This is a genomic window from Streptomyces sp. NPDC028289 (assembly GCF_055565975.1).
In genome coordinates this window covers 1,026,145-1,041,256 of sequence record NZ_JBVHTI010000003.1, presented here as the reverse complement: position 1 = coordinate 1,041,256, position 15,112 = coordinate 1,026,145, and the positions used below count along the sequence as shown (strand labels likewise).

The window sequence follows — 15,112 nt, the reverse complement described above, 5'->3', positions numbered from 1 at the left end:
TCACAGGAAAGGCCCCGAAACTGCCAGCGGACGCACAGCAAATGGCGGCGCGCACCGGGGCGGGGGGGGGGGACACATGAGTGAGAAACAGTCGCCGCCCAAGCGGCCGGCACGGCGCGCCGTGCTCACCGGCGCCGCCGTCGTCGCGGCCGGCGCCGCCGTCCCGTTGGCCCTGCGCGCCGTCGGCGACGACGGCGCCGGCACCCCCGCCCCCGCCCGCACCGCCTCCGCGGCCCCCGCCGCAAGCCGTCCCCCGGCCTCCCCCCTCCCCCGCACCGATCCCCGCCCGAACATCCTCCTCGTCCTCACCGACGACCAGCCCAAGGAGACGGACTGGGCGGTCCGCCGTACCGCCGACTGGCTGGGCGGGCAGGGCGTCACCTTCGCGCGGGCGCACGCCAACACCCCGCTCTGCGCGCCCTCCAGGTCCACGATCATGTCGGGGCGGTACGCGCACCACCACGGCGTCCTCGACACCCGCCACCCCTACCACCTCGACCAGCACACCACCGTCCAGCGCCAGTTGCGTGCGGCCGGCTACCGCACCGGCCTGTTCGGCAAGTACCTCAACTACTGGCACACCGGCGACAACCCGCCGCACTTCGACGAGTGGCTGCTCCAGGAACCGGTGGCGTACTACGACGGCCACTACAACGACAACGGCACGGTCCGGAACATCCCCGGCTACAACACCCACGTCATCAGGGACCGCGCCCTCGCCTTCATCGACAGGTCCCGGACCGACACCCGGCCGTGGTTCGCGTTCGTCGCCACCCGCAGCGCGCACGAACTCAACATCCCGGAGCGGAGGTACGCGCACGCGCGCGTGCCGGAGTGGCCCGGCCGGCCCTCCGTGTACGAGGGCGACAAGAGCGACAAGCCGCCGTTCCTGCAGAAGGCGAAGCACACGTACGACCAGGGGAAGGCGCTGCGCGGGCGCCAGTTGCGCACCCTGCTGTCGGTGGACGACGCGATGCGGGACTTCCGGGACGAGCTGCGCGCGCTGGGCCAGTTGGAGAACACCCTCGTGCTGTTCACCAGCGACCACGGGCTGTGCTGGGCGGACCACGGCTGGCTGCGCAAGTCGGTGCCGTACCGGCCGAGCCTGGAGGTGCCGTTCTGGCTGTCCTGGCCCGCGCGGGGGCTGGGCGAGGGCACCGTCGACGACCGGCTCACCGGCCATGTCGACATCGCCCCGACCCTCCTGGACGCGGCCGGCGTCACCCCGGACACCCCGCACGACGGCCACTCGCTCCTGGACACCCGCAACGACCGCGACCGCCTCCTCGCCGAGTGGTGGTGGAACCGGCAGGACCAGGAGCCGATCCACACCTGGGCCACCCACATCGGCAGGTCCACGCAGTACACCGAGTACTACCGCACGCGCCTCGACGGGCAGGGCCTGCCCACGCAGGGCGACGGCAAAGTGCTCTTCCGCGAGTTCTACGACCTGGCAGCCGACCCGTACCAGCTCACCAACCGCCTGCACGGCGCCACCGCAGAGCAGGAGAAGGCCCTGGGAGTACCGGAGTCGGCGAAGGCGCTGGCGGCGGCGCGGCGCGTCTGAACCCTCAGGCCGGGACGGCGACGGCCGGACCCCGCTCCCGGTACCAGCGTCGTACAACGGGCCAGAGCGCCGCCCCGATGCCCAGCGCGATCAGGTGGCCCCAGTTGGTCATCGGGTCCTCGAAGGCGATGAGGTCCTCGATGAGGTCGTAGCCCACCAGGGCGAGCAGCGGCCAGCGCAGCCAGGGGGCGAGGAGGCCGGAGAGCGCGCCGATGCTGGCGGCCACGCCGAAGCTGATGCCGTAGTCGAGGCGGTGCAGGGAGGTGGCGGGGAGGTGGCCGGCCAGGACCGCGAGGCCGACCGGGACCTCGGTCGCGAGGGTGGCCAGGACATGGCCCGTCAGGAAGACGACGATCGCGCGGGCGCCTCCTATCCGCCGCTCCAGCGCGGTCAGGACGAGCGCGAAGGCCAGCGCGAACGGCGACAGCAGCCCGCCCGCGACCCACAGCGCGCTGGCCAGCAGGACGAAGACGGGGGTGCGCAGCAGGTGGGCGACGTCGGTGCTGCAGTCCTGGTAGACCGCGTACAGGAGGCGGGGACTGGCGCAGCTCGCGAAGAGCGAGGTGAGGGCCAGGATCGCCGTGTAGGTGAAGGTGACCGGGGTGCCGGTGGGGGTGGGAAGGAGCCGCCAGGGGCGCAGTCGGAGGGCGGTGCGCGGGTGCCCCGGGGCGGGTGCCGCGAGCGGGCCGCGCTGGCGGGGCACGCCGTCGAGGAGGACGGCGACGTCCCCGGCCGGAAGGGGCTCGGGCGTGGGCGTCGATGCGGCCCTCGCGGTCCGTTCCACGGTGAGGCGCTCCTTCCGTTTCACCCCACCCTTCGCCGTCCCACGAGCCGCTGTCTATGACCGAGGCCACCCACGGAACGATTCAAAGGATTTTCTGAAGAACCAAGAGGGGTCAGAAGGAACCATACGAGCCGCTTCCCGGCGGCCATGGGCGCGAAGCGCCGGGCGGCCCCTCGAACGGGTGACACCCGTGCGGCTGCCCGACACCCGTAATTCGGGTGGCCGCAAAGCCCTGTTGGGGCAGGATGGCCGCCATGACGACCTCGGCCTCCATGCCCGACAGCCGCCCTGTGGTCCTGGACCGGCGCGACGGGCCGTACGGCGAGGTGGTGCTGCGCAGACACGGCGGGCTCCTGCAGATCATCGCCAACGGCTGCTTCCTGATGGACACCTCCGACGGACGCTCGGAGCGGTTGCTGGTCGACGCCGCGCGCCAGGCGCTGGACGGACGGAGCGAGCCCGCGGTGCTGATCGGCGGGCTGGGCGTCGGGTTCTCGCTCGCCCATGCCGCGCAGGACCCCCGCTGGGGACGGATCACGGTCGTGGAGCGGGAGGCGGCGGTCGTCGACTGGCACCGGGACGGTCCGCTCTCCGCGCTCTCCGCCCGCGCGTTCGCCGATCCGCGCACGGTGGTCGTCGAGAGCGATCTCGTGACTTACGTCAATGAGACATCGGACACGTTCGACGCGCTGTGCCTGGACATCGACAACGGCCCCGACTGGACCGTCGACAAGGCCAACGAGGGGCTCTACTCACCGGCCGGACTCGCAAGCTGCGCAAGGGTGTTGAGGCCGGGCGGGGTACTGGCCGTATGGTCGGCGCAGCCCTCTTCGGAATTCGAGGGAACCTTGTGGAATGCCGGTTTCCAGCGGGTGCGTACCGAAGAGATCCCGGTTGCCCGGGGCGTTCCGGACGTCGTTCACCTTGCCGTCCGCCCTGGATAGCGAGTGCGCCTCCTGTCCCCGTAATGTGCATCCCTGACGCGGATCATTCAAGCGTCAATCGCAGTCATGGGATCACCCCACTGGTTCCGGAAAGCACACAGGGGCGGGCGATGGAGCAGACACACACCTCCCACAACGGCGCGGCGACGGCGACCCAGGGCGCCCAGCGCCGGGTTCTGGTCGTCGAGGACGACCCCACGATCGTCGACGCCATCGCGGTCCGCCTGCGCGCCGAGGGGTTCCTCGTGCAAACAGCGGGCGACGGCCCGGCGGCCGTCGACACCGCCGAGGCCTGGCAGCCCGACCTGCTGATCCTCGACATCATGCTGCCCGGCTTCGACGGTCTGGAGGTCTGCCGGCGCGTGCAGGCCGCCCGCCCGGTGCCGGTGCTCATGCTCACCGCGCGGGACGACGAGACCGACATGCTGGTCGGCCTCGGGGTCGGCGCCGACGACTACATGACCAAGCCGTTCTCCATGCGGGAGCTGGCGGCTCGCGTACACGTGCTGCTGCGGCGGGTGGAGCGGGCGGCCATCGCGGCCTCCACGCCCCGCTCCGGCATCCTGCGCCTCGGCGAGCTGGAGATCGACCACGCGCAGCGCCGGGTCCGGGTGCGCAGCGAGGACGTTCACCTCACCCCCACCGAGTTCGACCTCCTCGTGTGCCTGGCGAACACCCCGCGCGCGGTGCTCTCCCGTGAGCAGCTGCTCGCCGAGGTGTGGGACTGGGCGGACGCCTCCGGCACCCGCACGGTCGACAGCCACATCAAGGCGCTGCGCCGGAAGATCGGCGCCGAGCGGATCCGCACCGTGCACGGTGTGGGCTACGCGCTGGAGACACCGACGCCATGAGCGGCGGGCCGACCGGACCGAGAGGCCCCGGGGAGGAGCCCTGGGGCGGTGTACGCCCGTTCTCGATCAAGACCAAGCTCGGCGCCCTGGTCGTCGTCTCGGTCCTGATCACCACCGGTCTGTCGATCGTCGCCGTGCACACCAAGACCGAGCTGCGCTTCATCACGGTCTTCTCGATGATCGCCACACTTCTGATAACGCAGTTCGTGGCGCATTCCCTCACCGCGCCGCTGGACGACATGAACGCGGTGGCCCGGTCGATATCGCAGGGCGACTACACACGCCGGGTGCGCGAGAACCGCCGGGACGAGCTGGGCGACCTGGCCGAGACGATCAACGTCATGGCCGACGAGCTGGAGGCCCAGGACCGCCAGCGCAAGGAGCTGGTCGCCAACGTCTCGCACGAGCTGCGCACGCCCATCGCGGGACTGCGGGCCGTCCTGGAGAACGTCGTCGACGGGATCGCCGAGCCGGACACCGAGACGATGCGCACGGCCCTCAAGCAGACCGAGCGCCTCGGACGGCTCGTGGAGACCCTCCTGGACCTGTCCCGGCTCGACAACGGCGTGGTGCCGCTGCGGCAGCGCCGGTTCGAGGTGTGGCCGTACCTCTCGGGCGTGCTGAAGGAGGCCAACATGGTCGCCGGGGCGCGCGGGGGCATGACCTCGGGCTCCGGGAACCACACGCGTACGGACGTCCATCTGCACCTCGACGTCTCGCCGCCCGAGCTGACCGCGCACGCCGACCCGGAGCGCATCCACCAGGTCGTGGCGAACCTCATCGACAACGCGGTCAAGCACAGCCCGGCGCACGGCCGGGTGACCGTGAAGGCGCGGCGCGGGCCGCAGCCGGAGTCGCTGGAGCTGGAGATCCTGGACGAGGGTCCCGGCATTCCGCGCTCGGAGTGGCACCGCGTCTTCGAGCGCTTCAACCGCGGCGCCGTACGGCGGCCGCACGGTCCGGGCAGCGACGGCGGCACCGGGCTGGGCCTGGCGATCGCCCGGTGGGCGGTGGATCTGCACGGCGGCCGGATCGGTGTGGCCGAATCCGACCGGGGCTGCAGGATTATCGTCACTCTCCCAGGACTTTCATCCGTGCCAAGTTGACGTAAAGTTCGATCCGGAGCCTCAAGATCCACCTGGCGTCGGCACGGCCGTCCGCGCAGCCGGACACGTGTGATCAGGTGCGGCCCCCGCGCACGTCGCGCGGGGGTTCGGTGTGAGGTGATCGCCGGCGTGGCGGAGCCATGCCTGGTTCAGTCCTTTCGCAGCGCAACCACGCTTGTTTCCCGCCATATCAAGCCCTGAAACACAGTTTTCGATGTGACTTACGCGACGATGAACCGGCCCGACCTGACCTTCGCGGTCTTGGAGGCGTAGCCTTTATTCCCGCTGTCCATAACCTTGTGAAGCGGAAGAGGGCGGTTGCCGCCGTGTCGCCACAGTCCCCCAGTAACTCGAGCATCTCGACCGACGCAGACCAAGCGGGCAAGAACCCCGCAGCCGCGTTCGGACCGAACGAGTGGCTCGTCGACGAGATCTATCAGCAGTACCTCCAGGACCCGAATTCGGTAGACCGAGCCTGGTGGGACTTCTTCGCCGACTACAAGCCGGGGGCGCCCGCCGCCTCGGCTCCGGCGGGTACCGCGGCCGCGGGGGCCGCGGGCACCACCTCCACGACACCCGCGCCGGCCCAGCCGGCGGCTCCGGCGCCGGCTGCGCCCGCCGCCCAGGCGCCCGCCGCGCCCGCACAGGCCGCCCCGGCCGCGCCTGTCGCTCCGAAGGCCGCAGCGCCCGCCCCGGCGCCCGCGAAGCCCGCCGCCGCCGCTCCGGCCCCGGCCGCCGCGAAGCCGGCCGCCACCAAGGCCGCCGCGCCCGCCGCCGAGGCCCCGGAGGGTCCCGAGCTGGTCACGCTGCGTGGTCCCGCCGCGGCCGTCGCGAAGAACATGAACGCCTCGCTGGAGCTGCCGACGGCCACCTCGGTCCGCGCGGTCCCGGTGAAGCTGCTCTTCGACAACCGGATCGTCATCAACAACCACCTGAAGCGCGCCCGGGGCGGGAAGATCTCCTTCACGCACCTGATCGGCTTCGCGATGGTCCAGGCCATCAAGGCCATGCCGTCGATGAACCACTCGTTCGGCGAGAAGGACGGCAAGCCGACCCTGGTCAAGCCGCCGCACGTCAACCTCGGCCTGGCCATCGACCTGGTGAAGCCCAACGGCGACCGCCAGCTCGTCGTCGCGGCCATCAAGAAGGCCGAGACCCTGAACTTCTTCGAGTTCTGGCAGGCCTACGAGGACATCGTCCGTCGCGCCCGCGACAACAAGCTGACGATGGACGACTTCACCGGCGTCACGGTCTCCCTGACCAACCCCGGCGGCCTCGGCACCGTCCACTCGGTCCCGCGCCTGATGCCCGGCCAGTCGGTCATCATGGGCGTCGGCTCCATGGACTACCCGGCCGAGTTCCAGGGCACCAGCCAGGACACCCTGAACAAGCTCGGCATCTCGAAGGTCATGACGCTCACGTCGACCTACGACCACCGGGTCATCCAGGGCGCCGCCTCCGGCGAGTTCCTGCGCTCCGTCGCGAACCTCCTCCTCGGCGAGAACGGCTTCTACGACGACATCTTCGAGGCCCTGCGCATCCCCTACGAGCCGGTCCGCTGGCTCCGGGACATCGACGCCAGCCACGACGACGACGTCACCAAGGCCGCCCGCGTCTTCGAGCTGATCCACTCCTACCGGGTCCGCGGCCACGTCATGGCCGACACCGACCCGCTGGAGTACAAGCAGCGCAAGCACCCCGACCTGGACATCACCGAGCACGGCCTCACCCTGTGGGACCTGGAGCGCGACTTCGCCGTCGGCGGCTTCGCCGGCAAGTCGATGATGAAGCTGCGCGACATCCTCGGCGTGCTGCGCGACTCGTACTGCCGCACCACCGGCATCGAGTTCATGCACATCCAGGACCCGAAGCAGCGCAAGTGGATCCAGGACCGCGTGGAGCGCCCGCACTCCAAGATGGAGCGCGAGGAGCAGCTGCGGATCCTGCGCCGCCTGAACGCGGCGGAGGCCTTCGAGACCTTCCTGCAGACCAAGTACGTCGGCCAGAAGCGCTTCTCCCTGGAGGGCGGCGAGTCCGTCATCCCGCTGCTCGACGCGGTCCTGGACTCGGCCGCCGAGTCCCGCCTGGACGAGGTCGTCATCGGCATGGCCCACCGCGGCCGCCTGAACGTCCTCGCCAACATCGTCGGCAAGTCGTACGCGCAGATCTTCCGCGAGTTCGAGGGCAACCTCGACCCGAAGTCGATGCACGGCTCCGGCGACGTGAAGTACCACCTGGGCGCCGAGGGCACCTTCACCGGCCTGGACGGCGAGCAGATCAAGGTCTCGCTGGCCGCCAACCCGTCCCACCTGGAGACGGTCGACCCGGTCATCGAGGGCATCGCCCGCGCCAAGCAGGACATCATCAACAAGGGCGGCACGGACTTCACGGTCCTGCCGGTCGCGCTGCACGGCGACGCGGCCTTCGCGGGCCAGGGCGTGGTGGCCGAGACCCTGAACATGTCGCAGCTGCGCGGCTACCGCACCGGCGGCACGGTCCACATCGTCATCAACAACCAGGTCGGCTTCACCGCGGCCCCGGAGTCCTCGCGTTCCTCGATGTACGCGACGGACGTGGCCCGCATGATCGAGGCCCCGATCTTCCACGTGAACGGCGACGACCCGGAGGCGGTCGTGCGCGTCGCGCGCCTGGCCTTCGAGTTCCGCCAGGCGTTCAACAAGGACGTGGTGATCGACCTCATCTGCTACCGCCGCCGCGGTCACAACGAGTCGGACAACCCGGCCTTCACCCAGCCGCTGATGTACGACCTGATCGACAAGAAGCGCTCGGTGCGCAAGCTCTACACCGAGTCCCTGATCGGTCGCGGCGACATCACCCTGGAAGAGGCCGAGCAGGCCCTGCAGGACTACCAGGGCCAGCTGGAGAAGGTCTTCACGGAGGTCCGCGAGGCCACCGCGCAGCCGGCCGCCGCACCCGCCCAGGAGCCGCAGGACGGCTTCCCGGTCGCCGTGCCGACCGCGATCTCCACGGAGGCCGTCAAGCGCATCGCCGAGTCCCAGGTCAACATCCCGGACTACTTCACCGTCCACCCGCGTCTGCTGCCGCAGCTGCAGCGCCGGGCGGCGATGATCGAGGACGGCACGATCGACTGGGGCATGGGCGAGACCCTGGCCATCGGCTCGCTGCTGATGGAGGGCACCCCGGTGCGCCTGTCCGGCCAGGACTCCCAGCGCGGCACCTTCGGCCAGCGCCACGCGGTCCTGATCGACCGGGAGACGGGCGCGGACTACACCCCGCTCCTCTACCTGTCCGAGGACCAGGCCCGCTACAACGTCTACAACTCGCTGCTCTCCGAATACGCGGTGATGGGCTTCGAGTACGGCTACTCGCTGGCCCGTCCGGACGCGCTGGTGATGTGGGAGGCGCAGTTCGGTGACTTCACCAACGGCGCCCAGTCGGTCATCGACGAGTACATCTCGGCGGCGGAGCAGAAGTGGGGCCAGACCAGTGGCGTCACCCTCCTCCTCCCGCACGGCTACGAGGGCCAGGGCCCGGACCACTCCTCGGCCCGTATCGAGCGCTTCCTGCAGCTCTGCGCCCAGAACAACATGACGGTCGCGATGCCGACCCTCCCGTCGAACTACTTCCACCTCCTGCGGTGGCAGGTGCACAACCCGCACCACAAGCCGCTGGTCGTCTTCACCCCGAAGTCGATGCTGCGCCTCAAGGCGGCGGCCTCGAAGGCGGAGGAGTTCACGAGCGGGCAGTTCCGCCCGGTCATCGGCGACGACTCGGTGGACCCGAACGCGGTCCGCAAGGTCGTGTTCTGCACCGGCAAGGTCTACTACGACCTGGAGGCCGAGCGGCAGAAGCGCGGCGTCACGGACACCGCGATCATCCGCCTCGAGCGCCTGTACCCGCTGCCGGGTGCGGAGCTCCAGGCCGAGGTCAACAAGTACCCGAACGCCGAGAAGTACCTGTGGACCCAGGAGGAGCCGGCGAACCAGGGTGCCTGGCCGTTCATCGCGCTCAACCTGATCGACCACCTGGACCTGGCGGTCGGCGCCGACGTCCCGGCCGGCGAGCGCCTGCGCCGCATCTCGCGCCCGCACTCCTCGTCCCCGGCGGTGGGTTCGGCCAAGCGCCACCAGGCCGAGCAGGAGCAGCTGGTGCGTGAGGTCTTCGAGGCGTAGGCCTGCGGAGCACCGTGCGCAAGGGTCCGGTTCCCGGTTGCGGGGGCCGGACCCTTCGGCGTTCGCTCCGCGGGGCCGGGCCGGCCACCTCTGCCGTCCGCCTAGGCTGGTAGACGCCCACCACCGGGCACCCACGCATGCAGGCAGCAGGAGAGCACCCCATGTACTTCACCGACCGAGGCATCGAGGAACTGGAGAAGCGGCGCGGCGAGGAAGAGGTCACCTTCGAGTGGCTCGCGGAACAGCTCCGCACGTTCGTCGACCTGAACCCCGACTTCGAGGTCCCGGTGGAGCGCCTGGCGACGTGGCTGGCCCGGCTGGACGACGAGGACGAGGAGTAGGCGAGCGCCCCGTCACGGGGACTTCAGTCCCGCGGAAACACCGTCTCGTACGACAGTTCCAGCGCCCCGTGCGCCGTCAGCACCGCCCCTACGGCGGCCCACCCCACGCTGCGCCGCCGCATCCCCCACGCGGCGGCCGGCAGGCCCACCGCCACCTCGGCCAGGGCCAGCCGGTGGGCCCTCGGCACGCCTTCCGCGCTCTGTGACCCGGACGGCCGGGAGACGGCTCTGGATTCATCCGTCGACATGGACACACGGTAAGCAATTCGTCCGCTTACCGCCCGATGTATGACCAGTTTTGCCCCCATCGAGGGTCAACACCGCACCCAACCGACCACACTCACGGGTGCCTTGACTTCCGACGCCCGCGATATATCGTGTTTCATGGAAGACGCGATATGGCGCGAGCCGTGCGATCGCGTTCGCGTCCAGCCGTCGTGTCCGGCCCGAGGAGGTCCGCACCATGCCCAAGTCCGAGTGGTCCGTCGCCGAGCCCGAGAAGCTCGACTTCGACACCCCCGTCAGCGACCTGCACGTCCGCATCGTCAACGGAACAGTCAACGTCGTGGGCACCGACGAGGGTTCCACCCGCCTGGAGGTCTCCCGGATCGAGGGCCCGCCCCTGATCGTCACGCACGAGGGCGGCACCCTCACGGTGGCCTACGAGGACCTCCCCTGGAAGGGCTTCCTCAAGTGGCTCGACCGCAAGGGCTGGCGGCGCAGCGCGGTGGTCTCCCTGGCCGTCCCGGCAAACACCCGCGTGGAGGTGGGCGTGGTCGGCGCGACGGCCGTCGTCTCCGGGATCACCGGCACCTCGGTGGTCAAGGGCGTCACCGGCGACACCACCCTGGTCGGCCTCTCCGGCGAGGTCCGCGCGGACACGGTCTCGGGGAACCTGGAGGCCCAGGCCGTCACCGGCGACCTGCGGTTCAACTCCGTCTCCGGCGACCTGACCGTCGTCGAGGGATCGGGCTCCGCCGTGCGCGCCGACTCGGTCAGCGGCTCCATGATCATCGACCTGGACCCGGACGGTCCGACCGACGTCCGGCTGACCAGCGTCTCCGGCGAGATCGCCATCCGGCTGCCGCATCCGGCCGACGCCGAGGTCGAGGCCAACACCGCGAGCGGCACGATCTCCAACGCCTTCGACGGACTGCGGGTGCACGGCCAGTGGGGCGCCCACAAGATCACCGGCCGCCTCGGCGCGGGCACCGGCAAGCTCCGCGCCACCACGGTCTCCGGCTCCATCGCCCTGCTGCGCCGCCCGCCCAAGGAGGACGACGACGAGCGGGCGGCCTGGGAGGCCGAGCCACCCGCGGGTCCGGCAGAACCGACCGACGCCCCGGCCGACGGCACGACCGACAAGAAGGTGCTCTGACATGCCTCCCGTCTTCGCCCACGGCCGTCTCCGCCTCTACCTCCTCAAGCTCCTGGACGAGGCCCCGCGCCACGGCTACGAGGTGATCAGGCTGCTGGAAGAGCGCTTCCAGGGCCTCTACGCCCCCTCTGCGGGCACCGTCTACCCCCGCCTCGCCAAGCTGGAGGCCGAGGGCCTGGTCACGCACACCACCGAGGGCGGCCGCAAGGTCTACGCCATCACGGACGCCGGCCGCGCCGAACTGGCCGACCGCAGTGGCGAGTTGGCCGACCTGGAGCTGGAGATCCGCGAGTCGGTGGCCGAACTGGCCGCCGAGATAAGGGCCGACGTGCGCGGCGCGGCCGGTGACCTGCGCCGCGAGGTGCGCGAGGCCGCCTCCGAGGCCCGGCACGGCGCGGGCCCGGGGGCCGGGGAGTACGGCGACCTCGGCGACAAGGAGTCGTGGCGGGCCGCCAAGGAGGAGATGCGCCGGGTCAAGCAGGAGTGGAAGGAGCAGGCCCGCCGCGCCAAGGACGAGAGCCGCCGCGCCCGTGACGAGGCCCAGCGGGCCCGCCGGCAGGCCCAGGAGGCCCAGGCCCAGGCGCGGGCCCAGGCCCAGGAGGAGATGCAGCGCATCGCCCGCCGGGTGCAGGAGCACGTCCAGGACCACTTCGCGCGCGGCGACTGGCCGACGGGGGTCCGCGAGGGCCTCACCGAACTCGCCAAGGAGTTCGGCGACTTCGGAAAGGACTACGGCAAGAACTTCGGCAAGGGCTTCGGCACCCGCACCGAGCCGGATCCCGGCACCGGACCGAACCTGCGCAAGCCGGCACCGGCACCGTCGTCCGCGGCGGCCCCGGAGTACTCGCAGACCCCGGAGGACTTCCCGGCGCAGTACGTCCCCGCGTGGGCGCACGGCGACGAGACCGACACCGGCGACGCGGCCCGCGACCTCGACCGGCTTCTGGACCGTTTCCGGGACGACATCCGCGACGCGGCCCGTGACCACGGGGTCACCCCCGACCAGCTCCGCGAGGCCCGCCGCCACCTCTCTGCGGCGGCGGCCCGCATAGGAGCGCTGCTGGACACCCCGAAACCCTGAGGCCCGGACGCCCCTCCCCCGGTCAGGAGTTGGTCAGCACGATCTTCCCGAACTGGTCACCGGACTCCAGCCGTTCGAAGCCCTCACGGGCGCGGTCGAGCGGGAGCAGCTCGTCGATGACGGGACGTACCCCGGTGGCGGCGCAGAAGGCGAGCAGGTCCTCCAGCTCGTCCTTGGTGCCCATGGTCGAGCCCACGACCTTCAGCTCCAGGAAGAAGATCCGGGTCAGCTCGGCGTGCGAGGGGCGGTCGCCGCTGGTGGCGCCGGAGATGACGACGGTGCCGCCGGGCCGCAGCGACTTCACCGAGTGGGACCAGGTGGCGGCGCCGACGGTCTCGATGACGGCGTCCACGCGCTGTGGCAGCCGGGCCCCCGCCTCCACCGCCTCGACGGCACCGAGTTCCAGGGCCCGCTTCCGCTTGGCCTCGTCGCGGCTGGTGGCGAAGACCCGCAGCCCCGCGGCCTTGCCGAGCACGATCGCGGCCGTGGCGACACCGCCGCCCGCGCCCTGCACGAGGACCGAGTCCCCGGGCCGCACGCCCGCGTTCGTGAAGAGCATCCGATAGGCCGTCAGCCAGGCGGTCGGCAGGCAGGCGGCCTCGGCGAACGACAGTTCCCTGGGCTTCGGCAGGATGTTCCAGGTGGGCACGGCGACCTGCTCGGCGAAGGTGCCCTGGTAACGCTCGGTGAGGATGGAGCGGGGCTCGTCCGGCCCGACCCCGTGGCCGCTCTGCCCGATCACGGAGTGCAGGACGACCTCGTTGCCGTCCTCGTCGACGCCGGCGGCGTCACAGCCGAGGATCATCGGCAGCCGGCCCTCGGGAAGACCGACGCCGCGCAGGGACCAGAGATCGTGGTGGTTGAGGGAGGCGGCCCGAACGTCGACGGTACTCCAGCCGGGCCGGGCCACAGGGGCGGGGCGCTCCCCCAACTCAAGGCCGGAGAGCGGCTGGTCGCGGTCGATTCGGGCGGCGTAGACGGCGAACATAAGGCCGACGATAGGTTCCCGGCGCCGGTCGCGAAACCGGGGGCCGTTGTGACACATCCCCTCTTGCGCCCCGTAAGAGGCGCTGGGGGTACCCCCAGCCGAGGGCTGGGGGAGGAGCTGCGCGCCCAGCACCCACCCACCAGCACCCGACGACGGCCCCGACAGCCCCCATGCGGGGGCCTGGGGGCGGCAGCCCCCAGCACAACGGTCACCTCGTAAGCACCCGATCGGGTCGGCGGGTGGGCAAAGAAATGGCCCCGCCCAAGAAGAGCGAGGCCATTCAGCGCAACGTCAGCGGCGGGCAACCCCCTCCGCCCGCGCCGCCGCGGCCACCGCCGCGGTCACCGCAGGCGCAACCCGCTCGTCGAAGGGAGACGGGATGACGTAGTCGGCGGCAAGATCGTCGCCGACGACCGCCGCCAGTGCCTCCGCCGCCGCGATCTTCATCCCCTCGGTGATCCGGGAGGCCCGCACCTGGAGCGCGCCCGCGAAGATGCCGGGGAACGCCAGCACGTTGTTGATCTGGTTCGGGAAGTCCGACCGCCCGGTCGCCACGACCGCCGCGTACTTGTGGGCGACGTCGGGGTGCACCTCGGGGTTCGGGTTGGCCATGGCGAACACGAACGCACCCTCGGCCATCGAGGCGACGGCCTCCTCCGGGACCGTACCGCCGGAGACGCCGATGAAGACGTCGGCGCCGGCCAGCGCGTCCTCCAGGGTGCCCTTGAGCCCGGCCTTGTTGGTGAACCCGGCGACCTGCCGCTTGACCTCGGTGAGGTCCTCGCGGTCGGCCGAGATGATGCCCTTGCGGTCGGCGAGGGCGACGTCCCCGATGCCGGCCTCGACCAGCATCTTGGCGATGGCGACCCCGGCCGCGCCGGCGCCCGAGATGACCGCCCGGAGCTGCCCGATCTCCCGTCCGCTGAGCCGCGCGGCGTTCCGCAGGGCCGCCAGCGTGACGACGGCCGTACCGTGCTGGTCGTCGTGGAAGACCGGGATGTCGACCCGCTCCTGGAGCTTGCGCTCGATCTCGAAGCACCGCGGTGCCGAGATGTCCTCCAGGTTGATCCCGCCGAAGGACGGCGCGAGCCGGACGACGGTCTCCACGATCTCGTCGACGTCGGTGCAGGCCAGGGCGATGGGGACCGCGTCCACACCGCCGAACTGCTTGAAGAGGATCGCCTTGCCCTCCATCACGGGGAGGGAGGCCTCGGGACCGATGTCCCCGAGGCCGAGCACGGCCGTACCGTCGGTGACGACGGCCACGACGGACGACTTCCACGTGTAGTCGTTGACCAGCTCGGGCTGTTCCGCGATCGCGGTGCACACGCGCGCGACTCCGGGCGTGTACGCGAGGGAAAGGTCGTCCTTGTCACGGAGCGGCACGGTGGCCTGCACGGCCATCTTGCCGCCGCGGTGCAGCGCGAACGCCGGATCGAAGGAATCGAGGGGCTCGGCCCCGCCGTCCTGGTCCGTACTGCCCGACGCGCTGTCGCTGCGAGGATTGACGATCTCCGCTGCCACTTGTCTTACCCCTTAGGTATGCATGGTTTGAGGGTCGGCCGCTCCCGGTGAGGGAGCGGGCGGGCACCGCGCAGGGCCCGATCACTGATACGTACGAGTGGCACGTACGAGCACCTGCGCGACGGGCGCGCCGCACACGCGCCCTGAGCCCCGGATGAGGGGTGTAAAGAACCTTCTTACCGGACGGACAGCGCTCACGACGAGTCGAATAGGCGCAAGGTCACATCACGGATGTCGTAGACAGCCGACAGATGAGCGGCTGGGTGACCGACAGAAGATCACGGGGTACAGCCCCGGATGAACCGGCGGTGAACCGAAGATCTTCCGGCCAGAAGGTCGGATTCCCGCAGATGTGCGGGGCGGCGGGTCGAGGAGGGACCGGCCTGACGCGTCA

General features: G+C 70.9%; 12 protein-coding genes. 8 read left to right on the top strand and 4 right to left on the bottom strand.

Going from position 1 to position 15,112, the window contains the following annotated elements; translation table 11 throughout:
- Positions 1-76: 76 nt before the first annotated feature.
- Positions 77-1,567, top strand: a complete 1,491-nt coding sequence (locus tag ACZ4UV_RS18865) for a sulfatase family protein (protein WP_467839057.1) — start codon at positions 77-79, stop codon at positions 1,565-1,567.
- 4 nt (positions 1,568-1,571) lie between these two features.
- Here the strand turns inward: ACZ4UV_RS18865 and ACZ4UV_RS18860 are convergent, their stop codons facing one another.
- Complete coding sequence (locus ACZ4UV_RS18860; RefSeq protein ID WP_467839054.1) at positions 1,572-2,351, bottom strand: rhomboid-like protein; 780 nt, start codon at positions 2,349-2,351, stop codon at positions 1,572-1,574.
- Positions 2,352-2,605: 254 nt separating this feature from the next.
- On the opposite strand from ACZ4UV_RS18860, the gene ACZ4UV_RS18855 reads away from it, so the two are divergent.
- From ACZ4UV_RS18855 to ACZ4UV_RS18835, 5 genes are all read left to right on the top strand, one after another.
- Positions 2,606-3,295 (top strand): spermine/spermidine synthase domain-containing protein, encoded by a 690-nt coding sequence (locus tag ACZ4UV_RS18855; protein ID WP_451021107.1) that lies wholly within the window; start codon positions 2,606-2,608, stop codon positions 3,293-3,295.
- Positions 3,296-3,405: 110 nt separating this feature from the next.
- Positions 3,406-4,146 carry a response regulator transcription factor gene (locus tag ACZ4UV_RS18850; protein WP_351502809.1) on the top strand — a complete coding sequence of 247 codons (741 nt, stop codon included), beginning with the start codon at positions 3,406-3,408 and terminating at the stop codon, positions 4,144-4,146.
- On the top strand, positions 4,143-5,252 hold the full coding sequence (locus tag ACZ4UV_RS18845; protein ID WP_351502810.1) for a HAMP domain-containing sensor histidine kinase: 1,110 nt from the start codon (positions 4,143-4,145) through the stop codon (positions 5,250-5,252). The genes ACZ4UV_RS18850 and ACZ4UV_RS18845 overlap by 4 nt, the downstream gene beginning before the upstream one ends.
- Before the next feature lie 326 nt (positions 5,253-5,578).
- Positions 5,579-9,406 carry a multifunctional oxoglutarate decarboxylase/oxoglutarate dehydrogenase thiamine pyrophosphate-binding subunit/dihydrolipoyllysine-residue succinyltransferase subunit gene (locus ACZ4UV_RS18840; RefSeq protein WP_451021108.1) on the top strand — a complete coding sequence of 1,276 codons (3,828 nt, stop codon included), beginning with the start codon at positions 5,579-5,581 and terminating at the stop codon, positions 9,404-9,406.
- A gap of 161 nt (positions 9,407-9,567) precedes the next feature.
- Entirely contained in the window at positions 9,568-9,747 is a 180-nt protein-coding gene (locus ACZ4UV_RS18835) for a DUF6104 family protein (protein WP_023586593.1), read from the top strand.
- A gap of 23 nt (positions 9,748-9,770) precedes the next feature.
- On the opposite strand, the gene ACZ4UV_RS18830 is transcribed toward ACZ4UV_RS18835, so the two are convergent.
- A complete protein-coding gene (locus ACZ4UV_RS18830; protein WP_467839048.1) occupies positions 9,771-9,995 on the bottom strand; it encodes a hypothetical protein in 225 nt (74 codons plus the stop codon).
- A gap of 215 nt (positions 9,996-10,210) precedes the next feature.
- Here ACZ4UV_RS18830 and ACZ4UV_RS18825 point away from each other — a divergent pair, with 215 nt between their 5' ends.
- The gene (locus ACZ4UV_RS18825) at positions 10,211-11,125 is read left to right on the top strand and encodes a DUF4097 family beta strand repeat-containing protein (RefSeq protein WP_390048875.1); all 915 of its coding nucleotides are present in this window, start codon (positions 10,211-10,213) and stop codon (positions 11,123-11,125) included.
- 1 nt (position 11,126) lies between these two features.
- Positions 11,127-12,206: a helix-turn-helix transcriptional regulator gene (locus ACZ4UV_RS18820; protein ID WP_390048874.1), complete on the top strand. Its 1,080-nt coding sequence runs from the start codon at positions 11,127-11,129 to the stop codon at positions 12,204-12,206.
- Positions 12,207-12,228: 22 nt separating this feature from the next.
- Here the strand turns inward: ACZ4UV_RS18820 and ACZ4UV_RS18815 are convergent, their stop codons facing one another.
- Both ACZ4UV_RS18815 and ACZ4UV_RS18810 read right to left on the bottom strand, forming a co-directional pair.
- Positions 12,229-13,194, bottom strand: a complete 966-nt coding sequence (locus ACZ4UV_RS18815) for a zinc-binding dehydrogenase (protein ID WP_467839044.1) — start codon at positions 13,192-13,194, stop codon at positions 12,229-12,231.
- 291 nt (positions 13,195-13,485) lie between these two features.
- Complete coding sequence (locus ACZ4UV_RS18810; RefSeq protein ID WP_351500706.1) at positions 13,486-14,718, bottom strand: NAD(P)-dependent malic enzyme; 1,233 nt, start codon at positions 14,716-14,718, stop codon at positions 13,486-13,488.
- Between the last annotated feature and the right edge of the window lie 394 nt (positions 14,719-15,112).

Bases quoted from the DNA above. Each gene is read 5' to 3' on its own strand.
- ACZ4UV_RS18850 (WP_351502809.1), top strand. From the start codon at position 3,406: ATGGAGCAGACACACACCTCCCACAACGGCGCGGCGACGGCGACCCAG.
- ACZ4UV_RS18825 (WP_390048875.1), top strand. From the start codon at position 10,211: ATGCCCAAGTCCGAGTGGTCCGTCGCCGAGCCCGAGAAGCTCGACTTC.
- ACZ4UV_RS18835 (WP_023586593.1), top strand. From the start codon at position 9,568: ATGTACTTCACCGACCGAGGCATCGAGGAACTGGAGAAGCGGCGCGGC.
- ACZ4UV_RS18855 (WP_451021107.1), top strand. From the start codon at position 2,606: ATGACGACCTCGGCCTCCATGCCCGACAGCCGCCCTGTGGTCCTGGAC.
- ACZ4UV_RS18845 (WP_351502810.1), top strand. From the start codon at position 4,143: ATGAGCGGCGGGCCGACCGGACCGAGAGGCCCCGGGGAGGAGCCCTGG.
- ACZ4UV_RS18820 (WP_390048874.1), top strand. From the start codon at position 11,127: ATGCCTCCCGTCTTCGCCCACGGCCGTCTCCGCCTCTACCTCCTCAAG.
- ACZ4UV_RS18830 (WP_467839048.1), bottom strand. From the start codon at position 9,995: ATGTCGACGGATGAATCCAGAGCCGTCTCCCGGCCGTCCGGGTCACAG.
- ACZ4UV_RS18815 (WP_467839044.1), bottom strand. From the start codon at position 13,194: ATGTTCGCCGTCTACGCCGCCCGAATCGACCGCGACCAGCCGCTCTCC.
- ACZ4UV_RS18865 (WP_467839057.1), top strand. From the start codon at position 77: ATGAGTGAGAAACAGTCGCCGCCCAAGCGGCCGGCACGGCGCGCCGTG.